25 protein-coding genes and 1 tRNA gene are annotated in these 26,453 nt (G+C 48.0%); 3 read left to right on the top strand and 23 right to left on the bottom strand.

Going from position 1 to position 26,453, the window contains the following annotated elements; translation table 11 throughout:
- Window positions 1-5 precede the first annotated feature (5 nt).
- Window positions 6-1,919, top strand: coding sequence for a CotH kinase family protein (locus tag M4D81_RS07315; protein WP_260065336.1), 1,914 nt, complete (start codon window positions 6-8; stop codon window positions 1,917-1,919).
- Window positions 1,920-1,990: 71 nt separating this feature from the next.
- Here the strand turns inward: M4D81_RS07315 and M4D81_RS07310 are convergent, their stop codons facing one another.
- The 9 genes from M4D81_RS07310 to M4D81_RS07270 all read right to left on the bottom strand — a co-directional run bounded on the left by M4D81_RS07310 (window position 1,991) and on the right by M4D81_RS07270 (window position 7,107).
- Complete coding sequence (locus M4D81_RS07310) at window positions 1,991-2,329, bottom strand: hypothetical protein (protein ID WP_260065334.1); 339 nt, start codon at window positions 2,327-2,329, stop codon at window positions 1,991-1,993.
- A 28-nt stretch (window positions 2,330-2,357) separates the two neighbouring features.
- Window positions 2,358-2,972, bottom strand: a complete 615-nt coding sequence (locus M4D81_RS07305; RefSeq protein ID WP_260065719.1) for a TVP38/TMEM64 family protein — start codon at window positions 2,970-2,972, stop codon at window positions 2,358-2,360.
- A gap of 52 nt (window positions 2,973-3,024) precedes the next feature.
- Window positions 3,025-3,495 carry a DinB family protein gene (locus M4D81_RS07300; protein WP_260065333.1) on the bottom strand — a complete coding sequence of 157 codons (471 nt, stop codon included), beginning with the start codon at window positions 3,493-3,495 and terminating at the stop codon, window positions 3,025-3,027.
- Window positions 3,488-4,087 (bottom strand): DUF4269 domain-containing protein, encoded by a 600-nt coding sequence (locus M4D81_RS07295; protein WP_260065331.1) that lies wholly within the window; start codon window positions 4,085-4,087, stop codon window positions 3,488-3,490. The genes M4D81_RS07300 and M4D81_RS07295 overlap by 8 nt, the downstream gene beginning before the upstream one ends.
- 38 nt (window positions 4,088-4,125) lie before the next feature.
- A complete protein-coding gene (locus tag M4D81_RS07290; protein ID WP_260065330.1) occupies window positions 4,126-4,932 on the bottom strand; it encodes a GNAT family N-acetyltransferase in 807 nt (268 codons plus the stop codon).
- A 99-nt stretch (window positions 4,933-5,031) separates the two neighbouring features.
- Window positions 5,032-5,751 (bottom strand): DsbA family oxidoreductase, encoded by a 720-nt coding sequence (locus M4D81_RS07285; protein WP_260065329.1) that lies wholly within the window; start codon window positions 5,749-5,751, stop codon window positions 5,032-5,034.
- Between the two features lie 136 nt (window positions 5,752-5,887).
- Window positions 5,888-6,475, bottom strand: coding sequence for a uridine kinase family protein (locus M4D81_RS07280; RefSeq protein ID WP_260065327.1), 588 nt, complete (start codon window positions 6,473-6,475; stop codon window positions 5,888-5,890).
- A gap of 169 nt (window positions 6,476-6,644) precedes the next feature.
- Window positions 6,645-6,905 carry a YqkE family protein gene (locus M4D81_RS07275; RefSeq protein WP_071220257.1) on the bottom strand — a complete coding sequence of 87 codons (261 nt, stop codon included), beginning with the start codon at window positions 6,903-6,905 and terminating at the stop codon, window positions 6,645-6,647.
- Window positions 6,906-7,034: 129 nt separating this feature from the next.
- Window positions 7,035-7,107, bottom strand: a tRNA-His gene (locus tag M4D81_RS07270).
- A 195-nt stretch (window positions 7,108-7,302) separates the two neighbouring features.
- Here M4D81_RS07270 and M4D81_RS07265 point away from each other — a divergent pair.
- Window positions 7,303-8,154 carry an alpha/beta hydrolase family protein gene (locus tag M4D81_RS07265; RefSeq protein WP_260065325.1) on the top strand — a complete coding sequence of 284 codons (852 nt, stop codon included), beginning with the start codon at window positions 7,303-7,305 and terminating at the stop codon, window positions 8,152-8,154.
- 75 nt (window positions 8,155-8,229) lie between these two features.
- On the opposite strand, the gene M4D81_RS07260 is transcribed toward M4D81_RS07265, so the two are convergent.
- The 8 genes from M4D81_RS07260 to M4D81_RS07225 all read right to left on the bottom strand — a co-directional run bounded on the left by M4D81_RS07260 (window position 8,230) and on the right by M4D81_RS07225 (window position 16,988).
- On the bottom strand, window positions 8,230-8,745 hold the full coding sequence (locus M4D81_RS07260; protein ID WP_260065323.1) for a GNAT family N-acetyltransferase: 516 nt from the start codon (window positions 8,743-8,745) through the stop codon (window positions 8,230-8,232).
- 2 nt (window positions 8,746-8,747) lie between these two features.
- On the bottom strand, window positions 8,748-9,203 hold the full coding sequence (locus M4D81_RS07255) for a RidA family protein (RefSeq protein WP_260065321.1): 456 nt from the start codon (window positions 9,201-9,203) through the stop codon (window positions 8,748-8,750).
- Window positions 9,204-9,333: 130 nt separating this feature from the next.
- Window positions 9,334-10,938, bottom strand: coding sequence for an S-layer homology domain-containing protein (locus M4D81_RS07250; RefSeq protein ID WP_071220254.1), 1,605 nt, complete (start codon window positions 10,936-10,938; stop codon window positions 9,334-9,336).
- Window positions 10,939-11,043: 105 nt separating this feature from the next.
- The gene (pulA, locus tag M4D81_RS07245) at window positions 11,044-12,996 is read right to left on the bottom strand and encodes a type I pullulanase (protein ID WP_260065320.1); all 1,953 of its coding nucleotides are present in this window, start codon (window positions 12,994-12,996) and stop codon (window positions 11,044-11,046) included.
- A gap of 12 nt (window positions 12,997-13,008) precedes the next feature.
- Window positions 13,009-14,313 (bottom strand): DUF4129 domain-containing protein, encoded by a 1,305-nt coding sequence (locus tag M4D81_RS07240; protein WP_260065319.1) that lies wholly within the window; start codon window positions 14,311-14,313, stop codon window positions 13,009-13,011.
- Entirely contained in the window at window positions 14,310-15,416 is a 1,107-nt protein-coding gene (locus M4D81_RS07235; RefSeq protein ID WP_194543458.1) for a DUF58 domain-containing protein, read from the bottom strand. The genes M4D81_RS07240 and M4D81_RS07235 overlap by 4 nt, the downstream gene beginning before the upstream one ends.
- 13 nt (window positions 15,417-15,429) lie before the next feature.
- Entirely contained in the window at window positions 15,430-16,410 is a 981-nt protein-coding gene (locus M4D81_RS07230; RefSeq protein WP_260065317.1) for an AAA family ATPase, read from the bottom strand.
- Window positions 16,411-16,598: 188 nt separating this feature from the next.
- Window positions 16,599-16,988, bottom strand: coding sequence for an antibiotic biosynthesis monooxygenase family protein (locus tag M4D81_RS07225; RefSeq protein ID WP_113058760.1), 390 nt, complete (start codon window positions 16,986-16,988; stop codon window positions 16,599-16,601).
- A gap of 149 nt (window positions 16,989-17,137) precedes the next feature.
- Here M4D81_RS07225 and M4D81_RS07220 point away from each other — a divergent pair, with 149 nt between their 5' ends.
- Window positions 17,138-17,437 carry a hypothetical protein gene (locus M4D81_RS07220; RefSeq protein ID WP_260065316.1) on the top strand — a complete coding sequence of 100 codons (300 nt, stop codon included), beginning with the start codon at window positions 17,138-17,140 and terminating at the stop codon, window positions 17,435-17,437.
- Window positions 17,438-17,594: 157 nt separating this feature from the next.
- Here M4D81_RS07220 and M4D81_RS07215 read toward each other — a convergent pair whose 3' ends face one another.
- The 6 genes from M4D81_RS07215 to M4D81_RS07190 form a co-directional block, all read right to left on the bottom strand.
- Entirely contained in the window at window positions 17,595-18,527 is a 933-nt protein-coding gene (locus M4D81_RS07215) for an NAD(P)/FAD-dependent oxidoreductase (RefSeq protein ID WP_260065315.1), read from the bottom strand.
- A 168-nt stretch (window positions 18,528-18,695) separates the two neighbouring features.
- Window positions 18,696-19,925, bottom strand: coding sequence for a chromate transporter (locus M4D81_RS07210; protein ID WP_260065314.1), 1,230 nt, complete (start codon window positions 19,923-19,925; stop codon window positions 18,696-18,698).
- Between the two features lie 285 nt (window positions 19,926-20,210).
- Window positions 20,211-21,440: a CynX/NimT family MFS transporter gene (locus M4D81_RS07205; protein ID WP_260065313.1), complete on the bottom strand. Its 1,230-nt coding sequence runs from the start codon at window positions 21,438-21,440 to the stop codon at window positions 20,211-20,213.
- Window positions 21,441-21,606: 166 nt separating this feature from the next.
- Window positions 21,607-22,986 (bottom strand): helix-turn-helix domain-containing protein, encoded by a 1,380-nt coding sequence (locus tag M4D81_RS07200; protein ID WP_260065311.1) that lies wholly within the window; start codon window positions 22,984-22,986, stop codon window positions 21,607-21,609.
- A gap of 303 nt (window positions 22,987-23,289) precedes the next feature.
- Window positions 23,290-24,678, bottom strand: coding sequence for a helix-turn-helix transcriptional regulator (locus M4D81_RS07195; RefSeq protein ID WP_260065310.1), 1,389 nt, complete (start codon window positions 24,676-24,678; stop codon window positions 23,290-23,292).
- 296 nt (window positions 24,679-24,974) lie between these two features.
- Entirely contained in the window at window positions 24,975-26,408 is a 1,434-nt protein-coding gene (locus M4D81_RS07190; RefSeq protein WP_260065309.1) for a VanZ family protein, read from the bottom strand.
- Window positions 26,409-26,453 lie beyond the last annotated feature (45 nt).

The raw sequence follows: 26,453 nt of genomic DNA, 5'->3' as shown, positions 1-26,453 counted from the left end.
CAGAGATGATAAAAAAAAGAATGACGGCCATAATCCTACTAATCTCAGGCTGCGAGTGGACACCCACGGCCGCCGGGACGGTAAGCAGCACCGAGAGCGATGCTCAGCAGGAGCAGCAAATGGATTCAACGGTTTTTCCGAAAGATAAGGTTATTGATGTAAAAATCACGATTAACGAAGCTGATTTTCAGGATATGCTGGACAACGCCAGCGCTGAAGAATATAAAGAAGCATCCGTCAATTACAACGGCATGCAATTTGATCATGTCGGCATTCGCACCAAAGGCAATTTAAGCCTGCGCAGCGTGGTGAATTCGGACTCCGACCGCTACAGCTTCAAAATATCCTTTGACGAATACCTTAATCAGACCTTGAATGGAATCAGCAAAATCAATCTGAACAACAACTACAGCGACGCCTCGTATATGCGGGAATTCCTGACCTACGAGCTGGCGGATTCCGTAGGACTGCCGACGCCCGGCTTTTCCTACGTCAACGTATATGTTAACGATGAATTATGGGGGTTCTACCTCGCGATTGAACAGATTGGCGACTCCTATCTGCAGCGTCATTTCAATAATTCCTACGGCGCGTTGTACAAGGCAGAAATGACCGGGGCAGGCAGCGATCTGACGTGGCTTGGCAATGATCCCGATTCCTACACCGGGCTTGTCATGAAATCCAAATCATCCAATGACGATATATTGATCGACATGCTGGATGAGCTTAATAACGGCACCGATTATGAGAAGGTGCTGGATGTCGATAATGTGCTCAAGTACGTTGCCTTGAACGTGGTTGCCTCCAATATGGACAGTTATCTGGGATCGAACAAACAGAACTATTATTTATATGAGAACAACGGCATTTTCTCCGTCCTCCCTTGGGATTATAATATGGCATTCGGGGGGCTTGGGGGCTCCAGCATCCTCATTGACGAGCCAACCCAGGGGGCTTTGGCGGAACGGCCCCTGATTGCCAAGCTGCTCGAGGTTGACGAATATAAGGAACGCTATCACGCCATCCTCTCGGAGATGCTGGAGGGCTACATGCAGCAGGAAACGTTCAATGAACGAGTTGCGCAATTACAAGACTTGATTTCCGAGCACGTAAAGCAAGACCCACGACCTTTCTATTCCTATGAGGAGTATGAGCAATCCATCCCGACACTCACCTCATACGTTCAAGAATCAATGGATAACCTCCAGCAGCAGCTGGATGGAACGCTCCCCTCCGCTGGCGATGGAAGCGGCAGCGGTGGCGGTATGGGTCCCGGCGGTGGTCGCGGCATGCGACCTGGCGGCGAGACGAATGGAGCCGGATCGTTTCCCCCTAACGATGCCCCGGCCGGAGGCATCTCTGGCGGGAACACGCCTGCCTACAACGACAGTGCTGCCCATGATTCTTCTGACGACGCGTCGGGAAGTAGCGCCGACGTTACCAATAGCAAAGCTGAAGGAGATCTTGACACCGCGCTTGAAGGGGACGAACCTTCCTTGTCCGTCGTATCGTCTGTCGGATCGAGCACTAGCAGTTCCAACGAAAAAACAGCGATTGATGCTGCTCCAGCCGTAACTACGGAACCATCACCAAATGCAGCGGAGCTCCCTGAAGATCAAACCCAATCGTCGGAGCAGCCCCCTTCCGATGACAATCAACCAACCATGCCTCAGACTCCCGGCCAGAATGGGCAAAGCCAGATGCAGGATTTCCCTCAGGGGCAGATGGGGAACGGATTCGGCGGCGAGTTTGGCGGTCAAATGCAGGGAGGCCCAGGAATGGGCCGGCCGGGCGAGGGGTCAAACGGGGCTGCCGAGGAACAAGGAAGTGCCAAGGAGGCCTTGTACGCCGGCGTATCAATCGTACTGCTGCTTCTCTCTTGTCTCTTCGTGACGTTGTATAAACGAACAAGGCTGTAATTATCAAACAAGGGCAGTTCCAAAGGTCAATACACCTTTGGAACTGCCCCTTTATATCCGAACGTTTTAACCTATGACCAATGGATTAAAACTATTTCAATGAACCACGTGATCATTATGGGCGCACCGATAAGGACCATGCCCATCGCCATGACAATCCTCGTCGTATTTCTGGACAGCTTGTGCTGGGTCGCGGCTGAACGATACCAGCCGCTGAACTGCAGGCGATTCCGGTAGAGTACAAGAAACCACAATACATTCCCCGCGAACAGGAACAGCCAATATAGTCCATTCCAGGGTATCCAGCTCTTCAGTATTTGATGTTCTATGTTGCCCAGAACCATGACAAAGATCATCATAATGATCATCATTCGAATCATTTCCAGAATGGATGAGGCCAATTTGGTCATAACGCTTGCTCCTTTTCAATCATGCTATTCAACTGGACTCAAGCTCTGCTTGTTGATCGTGTACCGATTGTTTTCTTATAAAGTATGAATCCAGCTTCCGGCTGACCCATAAGGACAGTACGATAAAGGCAAGGACTCCGAACAATTTAAAAGGTTCCGTAATAAAATCGGACAGGTTGGCACCGATGTAAGAGACACAGAACACCATAATCCCCTTGCCCAAGGTAACAGCCATCAGATAGGACATCAGGTTCATTCTGGCCAGCCCGGCGGCCACATTGACCGCGACAAACGGTCCAACGGGAAGTATGCCAAGCAGGAAAACGTAACTGAAACCGTTGCGCTGAATCCAGCGCATACCACGCTGAACTTTAGGTTTTTTTGCCCAGCGTTCGATCAGGGGTGCACCGGAGATTTTGCGCACGATGAGAAAGGTCGTTAAGCATCCTGCCACCATACCGATCCAGGAGTAAAGGAACCCTGCCCAAAGCCCATACACCGCCGCATTCACACCCACGATCACGATCGTGGGCATCGGTGGAATGAAGGATTTCAGGAACGTCAGAAGGATGCCCGGCAGCGGGCCTAATGCTCTAAATTGGTCCAATAACCATTCCAGGTTGCTCTCTGTAAAGTAAGACATGATGTCCAAGTAGCCAATCAATGACTTCACCCATTTCTGCTAAGTTTGCCGACTAGCCGACCTGAAGCACCTGATTCAGCTGAGCCAGATGGTGGTTGTCATGCCAGATGAAATCCCGCATAAATTGCGCCACCTCAAAGGGATGCCCGTCCCCGTCCGTATACCGCATCTCATATGCCGTTTCAGGCAAGGCTTCGATCGCCCGAATCAGTTTCTCCCTTGCGGCTATCGTCTGATCCACCAGCGCTTCCGTTGATAACGTCGTGGCATATTGTCTCGACTCTTCATTGAAAGTGTCATAATCTATATGGCGGACAGTCAAAACATCCCCTGTGGAAATTTTGAAAATGGCTTCATTGTAAAAATACTCATCCCACCGCATGATATGGCACACCACATCACGTACGGTCCATTTCCCCTCTGCCATCGGGGTGTTCCAGAATCCCTCTTCCTGTACCGCGAACTCTCTCACTTTGCCGATCCATGCGGAATACTCATTCAGCAGCTGCTGTTTGTCACTCATATCCATTCTCCTTGTCCATATAAGATTTAATATAGGTGTCAAGTCGATCCTCCGGCCAATGATATATCTGGAGCAGCTCCTCATAAGGATCGCCCGTGATACGCAACAGCTTCGCAAAGGCAGGCTCCGTCTTATAACCCGACCTCTTCAGCTCGATAATCCCTTGTCTTGCAGTTTCACCGAGCCGCTTCAAAAGCTTGTATTCGACAATCATATGACGGTAACCATTCTGACTCGTTGAAGGTAATGGCTGTGCAAAAACCTCGAATTCCCATCCTTTGTACCGAAATCGCGCTACCGATCGATCCACGTTGTTGACGGTACGGGATGAGCACGTGAAATTCGTAACATCTTCGATATAACGCGTCTTGAGCTCTCGTTCAAAGCAGGCAAAATCCGTCACATGGCATATGATATCGAGATCGCTTGATTCGATGTCAATCCCGATAGGAATCGTGCCCACCAATATCGGGTTATAGGGTTTCAGATGATCCCATAGTCTAAGCTCGTCTATAACCATGGCTGCTTGCTTCTGTTTATCGGAGCCCAGACGTAAGTATTCCAAGTTAAGAAAATCCATGTTTTCTTGCATGGCTGTTTCCACCTGCCTCACTCCTCTGAACTTACAGGTTAGCGCTCGGTCCACGTCGTCCGAACATAACCCAGCTTCATGCCGACCGATACCATGTTACGATGGCTCTGTGATAAGAAAGCGCACTGCGAGACAACAAGATCGCACCCTGCAAGCTTCGCTTCCTGTATTCTCCTGCGAAGCAGCTCCAACTGCAAGCCTTGTCTACGATACTCCGGGAGTGTTGCGGCAAATGTTAGTGACGCTGTCGATTGATTTACGTACATAACGCCAGCTGCGGCCGGCTCATCTTCTACATAAGCCATATAGAAGCTCCATCCCGGCCGTGAATACAATACACGGTTATTCGAGGCTACAGATGGAATTCCTTGATCAGGCAATCCTGTTCCACGGCAATGAACTTTAGCATAATCCTCAAATTCATCTTTGTCTATTGCTCTGATCACAATTCCATTACCTTGCACCCCCTCCAGCTCCTGCGGGTTCATATACATGGAATTATGAAAAGCAGATTGATAGAATCCGCGTTCGGCAAGCGCAGCCAGGAATTCCTGATTTACCAGGCCGGGTACGATTTCGAACTGGAATTTGCGATCCTTCGATTGATAAAAGTCGATGATATCGTCCAAGTTATATAGATCCTCTGAACGCAGTCCTTTCACCGTGTTAAAAGAAAGCCAAGGCATCGTCTTGCTGTACAAACACAGCGCATGGCCGAAGCGCTTCATTTCGATCCCTTCGGGATTTCCGGTCCGACCTTCGATTGCTTTCATTCGATCCAACATATAATCCGTTTCCGAAGCTTGAATTCGTTGGATAAGTTCCTCAGATGGAAGATGCCGCATATTGCCTCCTATGTATTATAACTAGTGCATTCTTAACTGGATAAATAGAGCCCGAAGATCGCTTACTGATGCTTCGGGCTCTTACTTGCTGTGTATGTTTTATTTCGCGCTGCCCGGCAGATCGCAAGAGCCATCGGCGCACATGCCGTCGCTGCTGTCGGAGTCATTCACCATCACTAGCGGATTCGCTTCACGATAAGCTTTATCTAAAGCGTCTGTGAACACTTCCAGTGGCTGCGCACCGGACACGGCGTATTTGCCTCCCAACACGAAGAATGGCACTCCCCGAATTCCCAAATTTGCTGCAGCTGCTTCGTCTGCCCTTACTTCGGACTGGAAATCGTCACTCTCGAGCGCGGCCGCAGCCAAATTGCGGTCAAGGCCGACTTCAGCCGCCAGATCGGCCAATCGATTCTTATCACCAAGATTCTGGCCGTCTGTAAAGTGTGCACGGAACAACCGCTCCGTCATTTCTTTCATTTTACCATGCCCGGATGCAAAATGAACCAGGCGGTGTGCATCAAACGAATTGGCCGGGATGACGCGATCCATGTGATAAGTTAGCCCGACGCTTGCCGCTTGCTGGGTCACGTTGGCGTTCGCAGCCTTGGCCTGTTCGATACTCATGCCGTATTTGGATGCCAATATCTCGTCCATGGAAACCCCGGCTTTATACGATGCACCGGGATCAAGCTCAAAGCTGCGATAAACCACTTCAACTTGATCTTTATTAGGGAATTGCTCCAAAGCCGATTCGAAACGGCGTTTACCAATATAACAGAACGGACACATAAAATCCGACCATATTTCTACTTTCATTCTTTTCGCCTCCTAGCGAGCATTAATGCTAACTTACTTATTGTAACCCGCTTTCAGCATGACATCAACACTTCACATGAATATGGAAAGGTCTTGCAAGAATGTTCAGGATACCGAGTACGAACACGCCGGTTATCTAAGCGGGTTTGGTGTTCTCCTCTAATCTGGCAAGAATCCAATCCGTCACAACCTCAAAACCATGATTTCCCTTCAGGGAACTATTCAACACCAGATCCGCATGCCAACGGGTAGGCTCAACATATTCATCGTGCCTGTATCTCACAAGCTGCAAATATTCCTGAAGCACACTTTCCTCGCTATGCCCCTTTTCTATAAACCACCGGTTTCTGCGAAGCATTCTTTCATCCGCGGGACAATCTACGAACAGCTTCAAATCAAGTGAGTTCCGAAGGGATTCGAATTGATACAGGAGAAATCCTTCAATGACAATTATGTCGTATTTGCCATTATGGACGGCGTGATTATAATCCTCGGTCAGACACTCGATATCGACTGCATCCGGATGGTTAAAATCCTCAAATATTTGATTGGTGAAGGGCGCTTTGGCCAAGGGTCTAATGGACTTATAATATTTATCCATATGGAAGATCGCCACCCGGTACTCGCTTAACCTCTCCTTGAGCTTAAGACTTAGCGTTGTCTTACCGCTCCCCGAACCTCCGCCAATCCCGATCATTAAAGTCTGCCTATGCTCCATATCCATCCTTTCATCTTCCTCCGTATGTATGTCCAATGTATAGGTTCCATTATTATACAACCGATCCAAGTAAGTTGAAAGGTCCTGCGTTACAGAACAACATCTCCCGTTCCCGCCGTACGATCACAGAAGACAGACCGCGATAATAAAAAAACAGACAGCATAACGCTGCCTGTCACTTGTATTTTTTCCAATCCATCTCGCTATGTTCCAGTAAATATTCAAAATCATTGTCGCGCCGCTTCTGTTCAGCCTTGCGCACAGCTTCCCGTTCCTGCCTTTCCTTCTCAAGCCGCTCGGCTTCATTGGCTTTCAAGGATTCGGTTGTTGCCTTCAACTTCGCCAGAACTTGAGGGTCCAGCATATCCTTTAAAGTCGCGGGTTTATCGGCAGCCTCGGTTCGCGGCAAGGGGGACTTTTGTTTCTTTTTTGCCATGTTCATTCACCTCGATTTGCACATTATTATATCATCTTATGAAGGACCTGGCATCTATATCTGCTTGGTGATAACCACGAAAAAAAGAGCCTCTCGGCTCTCCTTCTCATTATGTATACTTACTTTGAGGGCGATCGATGGGACTTGAACCCACGAATGCCGGAGCCACAATCCGGTGCGTTAACCCCTTCGCCACGACCGCCATGACAATGAGCATTGGATATGCCCGAAATAATAATTTATCAGATATTTAGCTGTTTGGCAAATTGTAATTTCTTACATCCTATTCTTGATTTCAACGGAAAGAACATACTATACTTACTTGATTCCAACTATCAGATAATAGCGCCCTTATTCGATACAACATGATGATATAAGCACGGGAGGAAGCACATCGATGATCTATCATATTGACTATGTCTCAGAGGGATTGCATGTCATGGGGTATCTTGGTCTGCCGCCGCAACTGCCCCGTACGGTCGCCCATGAGATGTCCAAAGCGTTCAACGCAATTCACGGCGTTACAATAACCGGCACGCTGGCATGCTCCTTGAACTTGGATCCTGTTTCACACGAACCACCTAAGCCAGTAATTGAGCCTAAGCTTCCTTTGGTCCTGTATTGCCGCGGCGGCATTGGACGGGTTGGCGCTGTAAGGTTGAAGTGGGTTGAAGAATTCGCTGCGCAAGGATATGCCGTGTTTGCTCCGGCCTATCGCGGGAATGAAGGCAGCGAGGGCAGGGATGAATTCGGCGGTGCCGATACGATGGATGTGATCTCCGCAATTGAATGGCTATCGAGCATTTCCTGGATAGATAACCGTCGTATTCATCTGTTGGGCTTTTCCCGCGGTGCAATCAATGCTGCCGTGGCTGCCGCTCTGTCACCACATGTATCCAAAATGATTCTCTGGAGCGGCGTCTCCGATCTGGCACAAACCTACGAAGAACGGATAGATCTGCGCAGAATGATGAAACGCGTCATTGGCGGAACGCCTGCCAAAGTACCTGAGCAGTATCTTCTTCGATCACCGATCCATTATGCAGACCGTATCCGATGTCCCGTCCTGCTTGTCCATGGGACGCGGGACGAGCAGGTTCTGGTGGAGCATAGTTACCGGATGCTGGACAAGCTTCAAGAACAGGGGCACCAGCCGGAAGCCCATCTGTACGAAGGGCTTGGGCATCATTTCCCATCGCCGCAGCATGCAGCGGCGATCAACCGAATGTTCGACTGGTTGAAGAGATAAGTAGAAATTGAGGAGCTCTCCTCTCCTTCTACTTATTTCTCTCCAAGCACATGATTTGTTTGGCATTTCTTCGGCCTAGTTGTGCCCAGCAGCCGTTTCAATCCAGTATTTACAGGTCCCGTTCGTAATGGAACTTAACTCACCGTGATTCGATTCAATGATGCTGCGGGAAGCCAGATTGGCTTCATCGCAGGTCAGAAGGACCCGGCTTATGTTCTTCTCATTGGCTTTCTTGACCAACTCCGCCAGCAGCCGCGTGCCATATCCTTTCCTTCGCTCCGACGGCCGGATGACATACCCGATATGTCCCCCTAGCTCTAGCAGATTGTCATTCAAGCGATGTCTCAGCTTACCATATCCTATGGGCTTGTCGTTATCGTATAACCAATATATCGTCTGGGGAACATACTGCTCCGGCAGATCGATGCCTCTCGCCATTTCGTAATTGCGCTGCACCTTGGAAGCGAACTCTTCCATGCTCCCGCTATTTAGACCATTAACGAATCCGTTCCCGCCCTGGCCGATTTCCTGGACCATGAACAGCAGACTTTCATCCTCCAGCACCTGCAGCTCCCTTAATACGAGTCCCATGCCTATTCCTCCACTTGAAAGATCGAATCTACAATGACGGGCATCTGATCCCGTAAGGATACGGCTCCGAATACGGATCTGGCGTGAATTCCTTGATCCCCGAATACCTCAAGCATCAAGTCCGAGAATCCATTCAACACCTTATGATGCTCCTCATAGTCGGTTGTTGCGTTAACAAAGCCTTGCACCTTGACCACGCGCTTCACTTTATCAAGTGATCCCAGCCCTTCTCTTAATACGGCCAGAACTTCAATCCCGGTCAGACGGGCATATTCATACCCCTGTTCTGTTGTGTAATGCTCTCCGAGCTTCCCTCTCGGCTGTCCTGAGGGACCCTTACCTGAAACATACATCAACCCGTTAACAATAACATAGTTGGCATACTTGGCTGCTGGCGAGCCTGCTTTAGGCAGGCTGATACCCAGCTGCTTCAAACGTTCCTCGGCATGAACGGTCATGTGATCACTCCTACAGGAAATATATTCTATCTAAATTTCAACTATTGTATCACGGAATGACCCTTTTACAAGTAAAAAAAAGACCAACCTCACTCTTCGAGGCTGGTCTTAATTCCAACATGTCTGATGTTTAGATCCGGAACGAATAATAAGCATAACGCTCCGCGTTATGAATGGCCTGCCATACGTCCGTCGTCTCAGCGCCCGGATACCAGTAGGCATAACCGGCAATCTGATATTTGGCGGCCATGAGATGTTTCATCGATAAAGAGCGTGATTCCTCGGTCCATATGCGATGCGGAATGCCGCCGCTGTTATAAGCTGCTTCATACTGCGCCACGCTCTCATTCCATGTGAATGAAGCCTTGTTCAGGCGAATGCGATGTCCTTGCTCAGCCAAACTGATGTCCTGCGAGGATACCGACGAAGCGATCTTCCAATCTCTCGTGTACAGCGGATACGCGATGATGCTCTTCTTCGCCGGAACTTGGGTCAGCAGCTTGCTCAGTCCGGATTCGCTCCAAGGGAGCGAGGAAACGGAGCCCGCTTTTGGTGAACCGCCCCAGTGCTGGTCATAACTCATGAGCACCATATAGTCCACTTGTGTGCCAAGGGTTGCGTAATCGAATGCAGCCGTCCAATCCGTATTCAGATCAGGTGAAACATCGATGGATAGCTTGGCTCCGAGCCGCCTCATCTCTATGGATAATTGCGTGATAAAGGCCGTCAGATTCTGCCGGTCCTGAGGCATGACGTTCTCAAAATCAATATTGATTCCGTCCAATCGATACCGGGATACATTCGCTGCAATACGATCAACGACAGACTTCCGGGCCTGAGCGCTGCTCAGTACTTGGTGAGTTCCTTCCGCATTCCCGCGGTTCCCCACCATAGCCCACACCTGCCGACTGTTGTTGCGAGCCCAATTCAACAACTCCTTGTCGGTATGGTCCGTCACCTTACCGTTTGCCTCCATGTAGTACCAGCGCGGTACCAGAACATTCAAGCCGGCCCGTTTGGCATAGGTGATGTATTGCTGGGTCGTACCATTATACAACCAGCCCATATGAACATTTGCAGGAGTTTGAAGGTTAATTTGGGTCAGCACATTTCCCGACTGCAAGACCCGGTCCAGCAGCATTGCCGTCTCTTCCCGGGTGATTGCGTCCTGTGGTCTGAACTGTCCCTTGCTTCCCTGCAGCCAGCCTGTATCCGTCGCTTTACCCACCGCATTCCAAGCCCATTCCGCGATGGAAGCAGAATCCGTATAATAGTTGGTCGTATTTCCGTTGTAGTATCCATTTTCTTTCATAGCACGAATCACCATCACGGCAGCCTCTTGCCTTGTTATGGAAGCATTCGGGTAGAACCGGTAACCATTCCCCTCAACAATGGATAGATTAAGTCCTGCATGAATCCAGCCGTAGTACCATGCGGATTTGGAAACATCCCGAAACGCGGACAAATCATTTGGAACGGGTTCCATCTTGAGCATTCTGGCAATCATGGCAATAAATTCAGCCCGGGTAACCGGATTTCGCGGCAAAAAAGCTCCTGTGCCATCCCCGCTTACGATACCTCTCTTGGCCAGACGCTGGATCGCGTCTTTGGCAAAGCTTGCCGAGATATCGTGAAAATCGGTCGGACTTGGAGCTTGAGCCGCTGATGCCTGAAAATGGCCAAAAAACGATGAAAATGACAACAGCAAACAAAGTGACAGGAAATATTTCTTCAAAGGGACGCCTCGATTCTATTCTATCATCTGATACCATCAGCATATCAGATGATCATAGAATCAGGCATTATTCATTTCTTGGTAATATTCGCTGCCGGTATAGATTTAACAGGATAAGATAACCGCACCGATCCCTTCTACAACAAGGGAATCCCGGGTTAAACGCGTAATATGCTCTTCGCCAAGCAGAATCTTCCATTCGCCCAGCTCAGGTAAAGCAAGGGAGGACTCTTTCCGTCCGGCATAATAGAGCACAAAGATATGTTTCTCTGGATCACCGCCCGCATGATCACGAAGCGTGAAAGCGACAGCATGCTCAGGACATGGTTCAAACCGAAGATGCTTACGAATCGACGCGGCATCCCTCAATCTGAATGCCGGATGATTCTTCCGGAGCTGAACGAGCCGTTGAATGTATTTCACTCCATCCTGGTGCTCCGATGCCGTACCCCAGTCCAGCCGATTCACTTCATCACTAGCATTATAGCTGTTCTCCACTCCGTTCTTGGAGCGGTAATACTCTTGACCGGCGTGCAGGAAAGGGATTCCTTGACTGGTTAGAATCATGGCCGATGACAGCCGGTGCATATCGCGACGTGTCGCATCATTTTCCCCTTTGGTCGACAGCATAATTTTGTCCCATAGGGTATGGTTATCATGGCACTCCACGTAATTTACGCACTGATCCGGCTCAGAAGCAAACGCCTTAACATCTTTGGAATACGGGATGCCGCCCACGATGCCTTGCTTCACTTTATGAAGTAATCCACTGCCGCCGCTCACAAAGCCTTTATATTCAAAATGAAAAATATCTCCTTTAACCGCATCACGGAAACCGTCGTTAAAATGCGCGATTCGAGGCATCATGGCTGCCTGCTGCTGATTCGCTCGCTTCTTCTCATCCAGCTCGGTATTCATGACCCAGCCTTCGCCGATCGTGATGATCGACGGATCAATCTCGTCCAGGCGCGTCCTGATTTCATTCATCGTCTCCACATCCAGCAATCCCATCAAGTCAAATCGGAAACCGTCAACCCGGTACTCCTTCACCCAATGCAGAACGGATTCCACAATGAATTTCCGCATCATCGGACGCTCGGATGCCGTGTCGTTACCGCACCCGGATCCGTTGGAAAATTTGCCGTCCTTCGTATAACGCAGGTAATATCCGGGTACCAGCTTCGTGAAATTGATCAGATACCCGTCATATACGTGGTTATACACCACATCCATAATGACCCGTAGCCCTTGATCGTGGAATGTCTGAATCAACTGCTTCAATTCACGAATCCGAACTTCCGGCACATACGGATCCGTAGAATAAGAGCCCTCGGGAGCATTGTAGTTCTTCGGGTCGTATCCCCAATTGTACTGCGGCTCATGAAGCCTGGTTTCATCCACGCTTTCCGTCGCAAAATCGTAGATCGGGAGCAGTTCTACATGCGTAGCCCCAAGCTCAACAATATGATCAAGCCCTGTACGAATCCCTCCGGGACCTCGGGTACCTGTCTCCGCCAGACCTTTAAACTTGCCTCTATGCTTCACTCCGCTGTCCGGATGAATGGTGTAATCACGAACATGCAGCTCATAGATCACGGCATCTAGAGGGCTAGGAAGCGGCGGTTTGTCTTCTGTCCAGTGCTTAGGATCGGTCGAGGCCATGTCCAAGATGTAAGCACGATCTCCATTGACGCCTACTGCAGCAGCATAGGGATCGACAGCTTCGTTCCATTGATCCCCGATGAGTACCTGGTAGGTGTAGAACATGCCTTGAAGATTCTCACCTACTTTCAGCAGCCAAGTTCCCTTCACATCACGAGTCATCGCGAAACGACGTGCTTCTGCTGACTGCCAATCCGGATACAGCAGAATGTATGCCTCGCTAGCCGTCGGTGCCCACAGTCGAAACGTGGACTCTTCAGGTTGGTAGGTTAAACCCAGATCCGTTCCATCATAATAAAATAGCTTGTCAAATTCCTTATCAAAGACGGAGACTCCCCCGGTTACCGCGGGATCTCCGTAGTGAATAACAGCGTTGCTTTCTTTTTGTACCGACAAGATGTTCACTCCTCATGTATGCTTCCTATCCAATTGTACCCGTTCAACTTCTTCTTCCGTAATGGTACGGTTACCATATCGGGCTTCCTCGTAAAGCTCAATCAAGGATTGTGGAATACGATCCTTCCGTCCGTTCCATTCCTTAAGATCGCTTTCGGTTTCCCGCGGCGTTAGCGATGCTTTCCAATTATAGCCTTCCCTGATACTTCGGGAAAGTATCATCCGATACATTCGGCGAATTTTCTCATTCAAATGCTCCGATCCTTCTCCCGCCCGAAACTTTCCGCCGATACGAATACCGGACAACATCCGTTTTAGTCGTTTGGATGCCGGGTCGTGTTCAATATTCTCCACTTCATCTTCATAACCTAACGAGGGCTGAACGTTCTGTCTGTTCATCCTCCTGTTCATCCATGCAGAGAATCTTCTATATAGTTTAGGCAGTACTTTGCTAAACCTGAACAAAACATATATCATTCCGATCCCGATCACGGTGAACACGCCATAGATCAGCACTTGCTCCAATACTTTCATCCATGGGCTCGGCGGCTTGGTTTCTTCATCAAAAAACGACATTTCGGGAGGAGGCTCCGACGACAAAGGCGGTTCCGGAGTCTGCTCTGCACCGGGGCTGAACCATCCGGAGATCCATGCAGCGATCCCTCTCGCCATATCAGAAACCCATTGCTGCAGCTGCGGCAAGAAGGCGACCACCGCAACCAGAAGCAGCAATACGAGGATAAACCAGCGATTGTAGCGCAGAACCCGCCGTTCCAACACGGGCTGATCGTTGCCTGGCAGTGTTTCATCCAACACCAACTGCCGATTGACAAGCAACAGAGTCAATCCTAACGCCGCTGCCCCCATCCAGGTCAGAGAGGATATACCACCCTGGAATGAATCCATAAAACTTAATATAAAACTGCTGACCCCGAACAAAATCAATCCTATTAAGAAATACGTCCCCGGAAACATCAGATTCCAGCTTGCCTGCTCCATTCGGCTGCCACGATAACTGGAAATAAATATAAGGGGGATGAAATATGCAAGGGTAATATCAACGCCTACAAATGCGATGGCTGCCGTAATGGAAACCAGGCACGCCCATAAGGTTGCCTTAAACTGACGGTCCAGCTTGAACCATCGCGCACCTGTGTAGCCAAGTAAGTATCCGCCTAATACTAGGGCAGGCCATACCCATCGGTGCGATTCAGGCAGCAGATAGAATGCCGGAATAAAGAGTACCGGAAAATAGAGCACGCATTCCACGAATCCCTGCAAGAACGTTTTTATAAATCCAGTGTCTCGAGAGGTCATGCAGACACCTCCTTCGCAGGAGATGGCGCTTCACCGAGAGGAAATACCTGAATCGTGTGCCCATGGTCCCGAAAACGCTGAAACATCTCTTCCAGCCTGGGGCTGACGTAAGTACTTAGAATGAGGATATCTCTGGCCTCTTCATGCCGGGACAGTTCAGAGGCCAAATAATCATGAAAAGAAGCCTTTCGGGTAAGCTCCAGTCTCGCCAGCATTTCAAATATTAGATGCTGCTGTGTCATGCCGCCTGCAACCGGGACGAATGCTTCATCGGTTGAATCCTCGCCAAGCGTTCCGTTTGTCCCCATTCCGATCTCCATGCCCTGCGATAATAAATGAGCTGTAATACCCGCTGCCAGACGGATGCCATACTCGATCGGCTCGGGCCGCGTCGCTTTGCTCCACATCTGCTCATGATCTTCTATATTCAGATAGATCAAGAGTCGGCTGTCCGCTGTGGTATCCCGCCTGTGGACCTGCAAGATGCCCGTCCGTGCGGTCGCTTTCCATTGAATATCCTTCAGCGGATCGCCGTCCCGATATTCGCGCACGCCCGATATCAGGAAAGGATCCTCCAAGATCCATCTTCGAACCAGCATTTCGCCCATCCAGGTCTGGACCGGGAGGGCCATGTCCGACACATCCATCGGCATCGGGTACACGATAATGCCGCCGGACAACGTCTTGCTCTGGACAATCGACTCCATTCCGACCAGATCCCCCGTCGTCATCGATACCGTACCCAGCTTGTACAGACCTCTGCGCTTAGCGGTAATCCGATGTCTGCGAAGGATCTTGGTCCATGGCAGAAGACTGAAGAAGCTCTTGTGGTTCTGATTGAATTGCCCCTCACTGATATCCAGGTTCAATTGATTATCAAATGCCAGCCCCGAGCGGAATTGGGATTCTACCCTTAACCAGGGCACAGGCAGCGCTTTGCGGTTCTCAATGATTTCGATCAATTCCACGGAATCTCCCTCATAGCAGGTTGACACCTTGAAGGAACGGCTGTAGTTGAGCTTTTTGAGTGCCGTCCGTTTGAAAATCTTGCCCTGCACAACGATGACCACAGCGGCGATTAACAATATCCAATAGGCTCCCATCGCCATCCGCCCCCTACGACGAAATGCCTTCTTCTGTCGGTACGGGAACCTGCTGCAGCAGCCGTTCGATCACTTCTTCCGCTGCGGCCGCACCGCCGCGGCTGTGGAGCGTCCCTCGAAGCTTCAGCCGATGCGCCCATGTCGGCACAGCCAATTCCTTCACATCATCAGGGGTAACAAACTCCCTGCCCTTCAGGACGGCTTGTACTTGCACCGCCTTCAATAAGGCTTGGCAGCCCCTTGGGCTTACGCCCGAGGCAACCGCCTCATCCCGTCTTGAATGCTCGGAAAGCGCAACGATATAGGATAATATCACATCACTGACATGTACTTTGCTGACGATATGTCTGGCTTGTACAATCCGCTCAGACGTTGCAATCGCCATTAGAGACTCCAAGGGTTGATCATCTTTAAATCGCTTCAGAATATTCACGCTTTCCTCTGAGGTAGGGTATCCCATATTCAGTTTGAACAGAAAGCGGTCCAGCTGCGCCTCCGGCAGCGGAAACGTTCCTTGCTGTTCCAGCGGATTTTGCGTCGCGATCACCAAAAACGGCTCTTTCAGCTGATGGGTTACACCGTCAATGCTGATCTGGCGTTCCTCCATGCACTCCAATAAACTGGACTGCGTACGAGGTGTCGCCCGGTTGATTTCATCGGCCAGAAGGATATTCGTAAACAGAGGACCCGGACGGAATTCAAACGTCGCTGATTGTTGATTATAGAAGTAGATGCCGCTCAGATCCGACGGCAGCAAATCCGGCGTGAACTGTACTCTCTTAAACGTGCAATCAATCGACTTCGAGATGGATTTGGCCAGCAATGTCTTGCCTGTACCCGGCACATCCTCCAACAGAACATGACCAGAAGTGACCATGGCAATAAATAGTCTGTCAATCAGCTGCTCTTTACCTACCATAACTTTGGAAACGTTTGCTCGAATGTCGTCGGCAAGACGGCGAACGCCATGATAATCTATAGTAATTGTAACCACTCCTTATGTAGTTTAACTTTACAACAAAGTTCGTCATGACATCCCATAATTCCTGTTATTCGGGACAAAATAAGATCAATTGCCGGATATTCGGCTCCCCCGTCCTTTCAAATACGGCAAGAAGCTGTCCAAGGACAGCTTCCGAAAGTGCACCCTATGGACGGATCATCCGATATTTAAAAGTATGATTATTCTGCCGTCCTTTCTTCCTGGGATGAAGTCGAATCCGTCCTGCTTTCTGGAATCAATAGTTTGGTCAGCTCCGCTTCAGCCTGCTCGCGACGATCGATCCGGATATCGATATAATGTTTAACCTCAGGCGGCCGGGCATAAAACGGCTCCAGAGACGCATTCCATAGCTTATAGTCCGGATGCCCGCGGAAGCCGATCAGGTGATCCTTAATCCCGCTCCAGCGGACGAGGAATATATATTCATCCCGGTTCTCCACGCACTTGTTAAGCTCATGGCTTACATATCCCTTTTTCGATAACAGAACGCCGGATGCTTCCCGAAAAGCACTTTCAAACTCGCTTGCCAGCCCTGGTTTGATATAAAGAATCGCTGATTCCAGTATCATATCGTATCCCCCTCTTCGATATCCATCCGATCAACGGTAAAATGTAACGCTTGTATATGGCAGCGCCATCCTAGGAAAACAAGTAGGTGCAGTCAAGTATATGCTGATATAATGAGAAGCATGAATACACTTATAAGGATGAGACAAACATGGCATTCGGCATCTCGAGACAGGAATTGCAGCAATGGAAGCAGAAGGTTGCACAAGGAGACATCGCTTTTTTGACCCATTATTGGTACGACAAGCGGTTTCCGGAGTTTAATACCGTAACCAAAGTAGGCTGCTCGAACATCCAGCGCCTTGAGGACTGGTGTGTATCCAACGGACTTAATCCGGAATATATCCATTACCGATTGGCTTACCCTCATTTTGATCTGATCGGCCCCAAGCAAACCGAATTATTGCAAAAATATAGGCTCGAAGATCATATCACCCGATTCGGTCTGTAAACGCGGATCGGCGTACTTTTTCAGAAGACAACAAAACCCGCCCTGATCCACGGCCATTCTCACTACTTGCCGTTTTGATCAGGCGGGTTTTTTATTACTCCATCGACTGGATGTACCGAGGTTTTATGAATTGTTCTGATCTATTTCAATAACACCATCATGTAACGGCTCCGCTAGTCATCTTCTTCAGTGTCTTGTTAATCCAGATCGCAGCCGTCGCGCCCTCCCCCATCGCCACGGTGGTTAATTCGGAATGGACGCCCAGATCACCCGCCGCCCAGAGTAACTCGACACTTGTCATTTTGGACCTTGGATCGGTCTTGACATGACGGTTGTGCTCCAGCTCTGCCCCCAGCTGCTCGGCCAATTCGGAATAGATCATATTCCCGCCAAAAGATATGAACCCCCGTTCCGCGGGCACGATGCTCCCATCCTCCAACACAACGGCCGATAGGATGCCGCCCTCCTCACGAATTTCCGATACCTTTTTCTCTATATACGGAATCCCGAGATCCGCCAATTGGGACATATGCTCGGAAGAAGCCGGCTCCCCCTCATGATTGATGTAGATGATATCCTGGGTCCTCTCCGATAGCAGCACGGCCATGCTGGCACCGGGATCGCCCGATCCCATTACGACGGTCTTGCGATCTTGAATTTCATAACCATCGCAATCGGGGCATACAAAGACGGATGTGCCCAGCGTGGACATCAGGCCTGGCAGCTTGGGAAAACGGTCCATCACGCCTGTTGCGAGCAGCAAGGTTTTGGTCCTGTACCGAACTCCTTCTTTACCGGTTAACACAAAATACTCCGCTTCATCCCGCTCCGCCTTCCGGATATCATCGGCCGCAAATGTAACCCCGACAGATTCCGCCTGCTGACGTCCCCGCCCCCTGAGCTCTTCACCAGAGACCCCATCTGGCCATCCGAGGATATTGCGGTAGCTCTTGCAGATGGTGGACCGCCCCGTTCCCCGGTCGATCACCAGGACATCATAGGCAGAATACCGCCCCAGCTGTATAGCCGCCTGCAGACCTGCAATTCCGCCGCCAATGATAATGCAATCCTTCACTTCGGTATCCAACATGTAGGTTTATCCACTCATTTCTATATCGAAATAAACGCAGGAACTCTTTGCTTCAAGATCTACTTCAAGAAGAGAGGTACACCCTAAATATTTAACCAATCTGCCGTGATTTACTCCTGTAAAATCAAATAGACCCCGGCACAAAGCGCCGAGGTCCAAACCAATGAATCACAGGAGAAGCTGTCCGGCTAATGCACCGGCAATCACAACAAGCCACGGAGGGCTCTTCCAGAACATCAGCATCCCGAACAGCCCCGCACCAATCACAAATTCAAGCGGACTGTGGATGGAGGATGTCCATATGGGATGGTACAGAGCAGCCAATAGAATCCCGACCACTGCCGCATTCATGCCTGTCAGCAAGCCTTGCAGCTTAGGGTTTCTGCGGATGCTGTTCCAGAAAGGCATGGCCCCTACGATAAGCAGAAATCCAGGCAAAAAGATAGCCAGTGTAGCCACGACACCTCCAGGAATCCCCTGAATCAAGACCCCGAGGTAAGCGGCAAAAGTAAATAACGGACCGGGTACTGCCTGTGTTGCTCCGTAACCCGTCAGGAAATCCTCTTTAGACATCCAGCCGTTCAGCACCGTCTCATTCTCCAGCAGTGGGAGAACGACGTGCCCTCCGCCGAATACAAGCGATCCGGCTCGGTAGAAGCTGTCCACCATGGCTACCCAACCGTTATCGGTCAACCCTTTAAGGAGCGGCAGACCCACTAATAACACAACAAACATGCCCAAGCAAAAGAGTCCGGCTCTCCGTCCGATCGGCATCTTTATCTCGGGTGCTGCTTCTTCGTTCGCTTGACGCTTGAACAACCACAGTCCTGATATGCCGGCAAGAGCAATGACCGTCACTTGAGAAATGGGACTCTGCCACAGCAGAACGACTGCCATGGCTATTAAAGCTATAGCAGCCCTTACAGGGCCTGAGGCCAGCTTTCCTGCCATACCCAGAACCGCCTGCGCCACGATGGCCACTGCGACAATTTTCAGCCCTTGAATCCAGCCTGCCGAGCCGGGATCGAAGGTTTGCATCAAATAGGCGAAGATCATAAGCATGAGCACGGACGGTAATGTGAAGCCAAGCCAGGCGACGATGCCGCCCCAGATGCCCGCTCGCATCATCCCAACTCCAATACCCACCTGGCTGCTGGCGGGTCCGGGAAGAAATTGGGCCAGGGCCACCAGATCCGCATAGCTTTTTTCGTCCAACCATTGCTTGCGGCGCACATAAGTTTGGTGGAAGTATCCAAGATGTGCGATCGGTCCGCCAAACGATGTAAGCCCCAGTTGCAGAGCGGTCCACCAGGTTTCGCCGAGGGCACGCCACCTGCCAGAGGGCTGCCTATTGCCAACTTGAACTTGAACTTGTTCTTTGTCTGTCTCCGGATTCAATATTCATCGCTCCCCATATGCTTAGTGTCATGTAATAGAAATCGTAAACCCGTTAACCCTTAAGTATACAGGTCATCTTTATCAAATTTCAGAGTATACCAAACTCTCATGATCAATCTACCCATTTATGTAAACGCTATGTAAAATCTAAAGAATTTTGAGTGATATCGTGTGAAATTCCGGTACATGTACTAAAAAAAGAACGACCCAACTGAACTTATGTCCATGGATCGCTCTTATGTTCATATTGAATGTATGCGTCACTATAATGTGACTGGTATAACGTTAAGCCTCCGGCTTCGTTTCGTTCGGCACGGAGAGATACCCTGGTTTCGCAGCGCCAAAACCAAAAATGTACAATACAACGACAATGGCGGATAGTACCGCCAGAGGCACCTTCCATCCCCCTGTTGCATCATGCAGGAAACCGATGAGCAGCGGACCTACTGCAGCCAATAAATAACCCAGCGACTGGGCCATACCGGATAAAGCGGCAGCTTCTTGAGCCGATTTCGTACGAAGGGTAAAGAACATCAGGGATAAACTGAAATTGGCCCCGCCTGAAATACCTACCAGCATCACCCATAGCAGATTTAATGAAGTCAGGCCAGAAAATAAGCCTGCATATCCGGTCAGCATAGACAAGGCAGAGATCGTCACCAGCATACGCTGATTGGGATTCCGGCCAGCCAGAACAGGAATAATGAAGGAGAATGGCAGGCTGACAAATTGGAGAATCGAGAGCATCCAGCCCGCGGCACTATAATCCATGCCTTGGCTTCTTAGAATCTCGGGCAGCCATGAGATGTTCACGTAGAACGTAAACGATTGAAGACCCATGAATAAAGTAATATACCAAGCAAGCGGTGACCTCAGCACACTCTGATGTTTGGCAGCAGCCGAACTGACCTCAGCGGTTCTTCCGGAGCTCCGGCGCTGGATGATCCATACGATCAGAGCCAAGACGGATAACGAACCCCAGATTAATAGAGCCCCTTGCCAACCAAGCCCAGCTTGGGTAGCCAGCGGAACGCTGATCCCGGATGCGATCGCGGCGAGCAGGTTCATCGAGGCAGAGTACGTCCCCGTCATCAATCCGATATGCCGCGGGAAATCCCGCTTGACTAAACTTGGAAGCAGCACGTTCCCAACGGCTATAGCCATTCCGAGAAATGCGGTACCGATTAACAGCGTATAAGGGGATGATATCGAGCGGATGCCGATGCCGAATGTCAGCACCACCATACTTAGTAAAAGAGTAGTCTCCAGCCCCCATTTTTTAGCCATGGCCGGTGCCATTGGCGACAATAAAGCAAAGGCTAATAGCGGCAGTGTAGTGAGCATACCCGCCAACGTGTTCGAGATTCCCGTATCGTCGCGGATGATCCCGATCAGCGGGCCGACCGATGTAATCGCCGCTCTCAGGTTAATGGCAATCAGGATGATACCTGCAAACATCATCCATGTGCGCCCGGCGGAAGTTGTGTTTTGATCTATTGATGTTCTTGATGTCATGACATGAACTCCTTACTTTCAAGCGATATGTAAAAATAAACTTATCCGAGTTTATCACAAACCCGGATATTAGGCTATAGCCTCGGGAAGCTTCATGGCAGCTTTTAGGGCCAGTCTGTCGCCTATTCAGCGTTGTACATTAACCTGTAGACGCACGTATAGAGCCCTACACAAGCGGGCTCCAAGCATACACGGATAACTTTTGGACATCACGAATGAATTCATTATACCGTTTCTGTATTTCCTCGGATGCGTACTGACGGAACTGCTCAAAGATTCCCATGCACCGCAGCATCCCGTTATCACTTTTGGTTCTGATCGAATACTCGAGGCTGTCCAGGATATAGGATAACCCCCGATCATACTGTTTAGCATTTAAATAGTATATCCCTAACTCGGCGAGGAGGCGGGTGTACCGGTTTAAGGTAACTTGAGAGTTAACCTTTCCGAGCTGATTTTGCCGCTCTTTGAAAACCAAATGCTCCTTATACCGATCCAATATATGATCGATATGTAGTTGGTAGCGATTGGCTGCGATCATAATATTACATAGCGCCAAAAAAATCTCGTCTTCCCTTGAGTCCACATAATCTACGTACCGGTTTAAAGCATCTGGTTGTCCACTCAATAAACCGTACATATATCGATTAGCCTCAGCCCATTCCTTGAACTGCTCCATAATCAGTGATTCTTCCTCGCTAGGTTTGTTTATCCAATCAGGATTTTCATATAATGATACATAATAAAATGCATTATCGTAATCTCCACGTTCTTGATGCGAAGAGGCCTGAATTAAATACGAATATAATATGTAAAATATAAAGGGTTTCTTTGGATATTCGTAAGTACCAAACATATTTCTATTTTGTTGATAATGAAGTATGGCTTTATGTCCCATCCTTTTGCCAAGAGCATCAATTTTATCCCACCGCTGTAAAGATATATTCACATTAATCAGCTTAACATATGCATCCAATTGATACATATCATCCAATCTATCGATATAGGGTTCAAAGTATACTGCTTTTTGTAAATTCTCTTCCTGATTCTCACCTAATCCGATTACGAATAATCGATACTGACAAAGAGCTAATCGCTCGGAATACTGAAACTTTTCGCACTCGGCTACACATTCGTATAACAAAGCTGCGGCTTCACGCTTCTCCTCGTTGAATAAGGTCTCCGCCATATCAAAAAGCATCGGTGCGTAGTTAATGTTTTCCATCGTCATTCGTGCAGCTCTATGCAAACAATCCAATTTATCCAGTTCTGCACATCGCTCAAGAAAAGGTCCAAGCCTTCGCCAATCCGGAGTCGTATGAAAAATGCTTTCCGTTATGTAAAGTTCGTAGAAATGCCCCTCTTCCAGACCCATCCCTTCGGTTATCCGGTCTAACTGGTGCATGGACATGGGACGATTCCCATTCAGGATATTACTAAGTGTCCCGCTGTTAATACCCGATATCCTGGCAAATTGGTTAATCGTCATACGATGATTCTGCAAATATCTAACTATTTCTCCGCGAATCGTGGCTGTCGTCTCCAAGTAACAACACCCCCAGATGGAAAACCAAATATTAGTATAGTAAATAATTAATTACATGCTATTATTTTACATTCGTTAGGTCAATAGTAGATGAACTGAACATGCCTTTAATTTTTCTATAAGATATAATAAAAGACGCCTCCGATGACTCGGAAGCATCTTACCATTACCCAACTATTCGAGATTAAAGACATTTACGTACCGCCAGATCCAAATCCATGAGTTAAAGTTGAAAATACCGCTATTTCTTTGTTATTGTCAGCATGAATTGTTGAAGTTGGAACAGCAAATGTCCACACGATACTAAACATAACTAATAGAGAAACCAATTTTTTTCTCATTTAATTTTTGCACCTCGCTAACTAAATTAGTATACCGTTTTTGTGATTCAAAAGATGAAAAATGACGATACTGTTCGAATAACCCCATGCATCTCAGCATGCCATTGTTACTATTAATTGTAATGGAACTCCCCAGACTTTCCAATATAAATTCTATTCCTTTATCATATTGCTCTGAATTGATATAGTAGATCCCTAATTCCGCCAATAAACGTGTATGTCTCTCTAATGTTACTTGCTTACTAACTTTACCTATGTGATTTCGTTGTTGCTTATAGATTAAATATTCTTTGTAATCTTCCAAGATATGATCTACCTGAAATTTATGACGATTGGCCGCTATCATTATGTTACACATAGCCACAAAAATCTCGTCTTCACGTGTCGAGACGTATTCCATATACTCTGAAAGAACCTCAGCCTGTCCGACCATTAACTGGTACACATATCTATTAGCAATTGCCCACTCTTTAAACTGGTTAATAATTTGAAGTTCTTCATTATTAGCGTTACTTCCCCATGAAGGATCTTCATATTGTGATACATAGTATAGTGCCTTTTCGTATTCTCCACGCTCACTGTAGCTATATTCTAATGATAAATGTGCGTATAGTATATAAAAAATAAGTGGATTCTTTCTTTTTACTTCAAAATGATTTTTTGTCTCTCTATACTTAAACTCAATCATTGCTTTATATAACATTAACTCAGCGAATTCCTCAACTTTATCCCAACGATGAATAGAACCATTTACATTAATCAAATCAACTAGCGCATCCAATTGATAAACTTCATCTAATCTATCAATATAAGGTTCAAAGTATACTGCAGCCCTCGAGTTAGCCTCCTGATCATCGCCTAGCCCAAGCGTAAACAACCGATACTGACAAAGGGCCAACCGCTCCGAATGCTGAAATCGTTCACTCTCCGCCACACTTTTATACAGCAGTACAGCCGCCTCATGTTTTCCCTCTTTGAAAAAAAGCTCTGCCGTTTCAAAGAGTAAGGGGGAATAAGAGATATTATCCATCGTCATCCGGACAGCCTTGTCCAGACAATTCAGCTTCCCCAGCTCCGCGCATCGGTGAAGAAACGGACCCAGCCGACGCCAATCCGGCGTAGCATGAAAGATGCATTCATCTATATACAACTCGTAAAAATAACCCTCTTCCAGACCCATACCTAACGTAATCCGGTCCAACTGCTGCATGGAAATCGGACGGTTCCCATTCAGAATGTTGCTGAGTGTGCCGCTATTGACCCCCGATATCTCAGCAAATCGATTAATCGTCATTTCGTGCTTATGTAGAAACTCTTCCATTTGTTCGCGAATCGTGGCTGTCCTTTCCAAGCTAACACCACCCTCTAGGATCGAACCCAAATATTAGTATATTTCTCTATACAGTAATCATATTGATTAATATTCCAGCGGTCAATACTTATTTACGTCATTTTTTTACAAAAAATAACCAATACAATTTAAAAATGCCAAAATCAGCACTTTTCTTTACTATTTATATATCGTCATATGGATCACTACGATGAGAAAAAGCGCTCCGAAATTTTCGGAAGCGCTTTGAAAGTTGGATTACACCTTAACGGCCCTGACTTCAATCAAGTCAGGGGCGCTACTTACTATATCCTCTCCTAGCTCCTTCTTGCCTGAATTAAGGTGAACCAATCCGAATCCCCATTAAATACACCGTGTACTCTGTATACAGGCTGATAGAAGCCCTTCGTGTCATATATAAACGTAAGCTCAATTCCTGTTATATCTAGTTGGTCACCTTTTTTAATAACGAGTTGATCAGGCTTTAATACTGCATTTCTTTTGATTTGAGGAAATTCACCATTCTTTATACGTTCATATACCTCTGCAGGAGACAGGATATCTACTTCCTTAATCAATTGATTCTCCTGGAGCCCGTTATTTATCGAATAGATACTGCCATCTTGTTTAAGACCGAGTAACAGTTCGCCAGTCCAATAATTTTCGTTTAACCCCGCTTTATCCGGGAGGGACCATTGAAATTCTCCGCTATCCAATGCTGTTAAATGAGCCTCTTGAGGGAGTAGGTCAAGATCGGCTATTATGGTTTTGGCTTTTGAGAGCATCGGTTCTTGGTCAGCGAATGAAGCCCGCTCTTCTGTATAATTGTTCTCGATTAACGACCAGTTCCCCTCTTGGGATTGATAGAAGGTATATGGTGTTCCTGATTTGTCTTCCATTAGAATCTCATGATCGCCGCCTCGATCCGTAACCTTCAACTCAGATAATCCTAGTTTCTGCTGCAGCAGGGCTTCTACACCATCCCGCTGAGTGATTTTCTTGTATACGGGGGCGACCGCAGGTGCCGAGCTTAGCTGAAGGGATGTTGTCACTTCAACATCTGTCATATTCCATTGGGTATATGAGTTTATGGCCAGATTGCCGAACTCTTGTTGGGAATACACAATATGCATACCGATAAAAAACAAACCCATGATTAGAGGGATCGCCAGGTTTCCCAGCAGACTTTTCATTTTTACTCTTTTGTTATCAACAATGGAAGCAGTAAGTCTGTATAACTGATATCCAAAAATACCACCAAGCGTGTTGTTCATGATATCAGCAAGCTCAAACAGCCCTGCGCCTGACAGCGTCTGGTAGGTTTCAATAAAGAGCGTAGAACCTACCACGACTAGAAGAAGCCACTTAAACGCTTTACATTTTCGGCTGATGAAGGGCAGCAATATTCCCATAGGGATAAACATGATGATATTAAATATGCCGTTCTGAAGATCACGTAAGGAATATTTGTTCCACGCTTCGATATAATCGCTGAATGGATGGAGATTTATCTGCAAGAAATGGGAATGGCCGCGCCCGAGCATGGTTAGCTCAAGCACAAATACAACATATCCGATGAACAAGGCGCCAAGAAAAAGCTTTTTCATATGAATCCTTGGCTTTCTCTCTGATTGTTGTTTTCTATAATAAAGATAATAATATAACCCGATTAGAACGAATTCGATCCCGATAATTAATATGACCGGCAGCATTAAAATACGTAGATTCGTATAGATTGCATCGATCCCCAAGACGAGGTCCCCCTTATGACTTTAATCTAATGATGGTTGACACTG

Origin of the sequence: Paenibacillus sp. p3-SID867, assembly GCF_025142895.1 — a bacterium.
Classification (GTDB): Bacteria; Bacillota; Bacilli; order Paenibacillales; family Paenibacillaceae; genus Paenibacillus_AQ.
This window is presented reverse-complemented; position numbering and strand designations above follow the sequence as displayed.

Excerpts from the sequence above, each read along its gene's own strand:
- M4D81_RS07310 (WP_260065334.1), bottom strand. The coding sequence starts at position 2,329 with ATGACCAAATTGGCCTCATCCATTCTGGAAATGATTCGAATGATGATC.
- M4D81_RS07305 (WP_260065719.1), bottom strand. The coding sequence starts at position 2,972 with ATGTCTTACTTTACAGAGAGCAACCTGGAATGGTTATTGGACCAATTT.
- M4D81_RS07235 (WP_194543458.1), bottom strand. The coding sequence starts at position 15,416 with ATGGGAGCCTATTGGATATTGTTAATCGCCGCTGTGGTCATCGTTGTG.
- M4D81_RS07240 (WP_260065319.1), bottom strand. The coding sequence starts at position 14,313 with ATGACCTCTCGAGACACTGGATTTATAAAAACGTTCTTGCAGGGATTC.
- M4D81_RS07260 (WP_260065323.1), bottom strand. The coding sequence starts at position 8,745 with ATGGGACTCGTATTAAGGGAGCTGCAGGTGCTGGAGGATGAAAGTCTG.
- M4D81_RS07205 (WP_260065313.1), bottom strand. The coding sequence starts at position 21,440 with ATGACATCAAGAACATCAATAGATCAAAACACAACTTCCGCCGGGCGC.
- M4D81_RS07275 (WP_071220257.1), bottom strand. The coding sequence starts at position 6,905 with ATGGCAAAAAAGAAACAAAAGTCCCCCTTGCCGCGAACCGAGGCTGCC.
- M4D81_RS07285 (WP_260065329.1), bottom strand. The coding sequence starts at position 5,751 with ATGAAAGTAGAAATATGGTCGGATTTTATGTGTCCGTTCTGTTATATT.
- M4D81_RS07215 (WP_260065315.1), bottom strand. The coding sequence starts at position 18,527 with ATGTTGGATACCGAAGTGAAGGATTGCATTATCATTGGCGGCGGAATT.
- M4D81_RS07295 (WP_260065331.1), bottom strand. The coding sequence starts at position 4,087 with ATGCAAGAAAACATGGATTTTCTTAACTTGGAATACTTACGTCTGGGC.
- M4D81_RS07280 (WP_260065327.1), bottom strand. The coding sequence starts at position 6,475 with ATGGATATGGAGCATAGGCAGACTTTAATGATCGGGATTGGCGGAGGT.
- M4D81_RS07265 (WP_260065325.1), top strand. The coding sequence starts at position 7,303 with ATGATCTATCATATTGACTATGTCTCAGAGGGATTGCATGTCATGGGG.
- M4D81_RS07225 (WP_113058760.1), bottom strand. The coding sequence starts at position 16,988 with ATGATACTGGAATCAGCGATTCTTTATATCAAACCAGGGCTGGCAAGC.
- M4D81_RS07315 (WP_260065336.1), top strand. The coding sequence starts at position 6 with ATGATAAAAAAAAGAATGACGGCCATAATCCTACTAATCTCAGGCTGC.
- M4D81_RS07255 (WP_260065321.1), bottom strand. The coding sequence starts at position 9,203 with ATGACCGTTCATGCCGAGGAACGTTTGAAGCAGCTGGGTATCAGCCTG.
- M4D81_RS07290 (WP_260065330.1), bottom strand. The coding sequence starts at position 4,932 with ATGCGGCATCTTCCATCTGAGGAACTTATCCAACGAATTCAAGCTTCG.
- M4D81_RS07220 (WP_260065316.1), top strand. The coding sequence starts at position 17,138 with ATGGCATTCGGCATCTCGAGACAGGAATTGCAGCAATGGAAGCAGAAG.
- M4D81_RS07300 (WP_260065333.1), bottom strand. The coding sequence starts at position 3,495 with ATGAGTGACAAACAGCAGCTGCTGAATGAGTATTCCGCATGGATCGGC.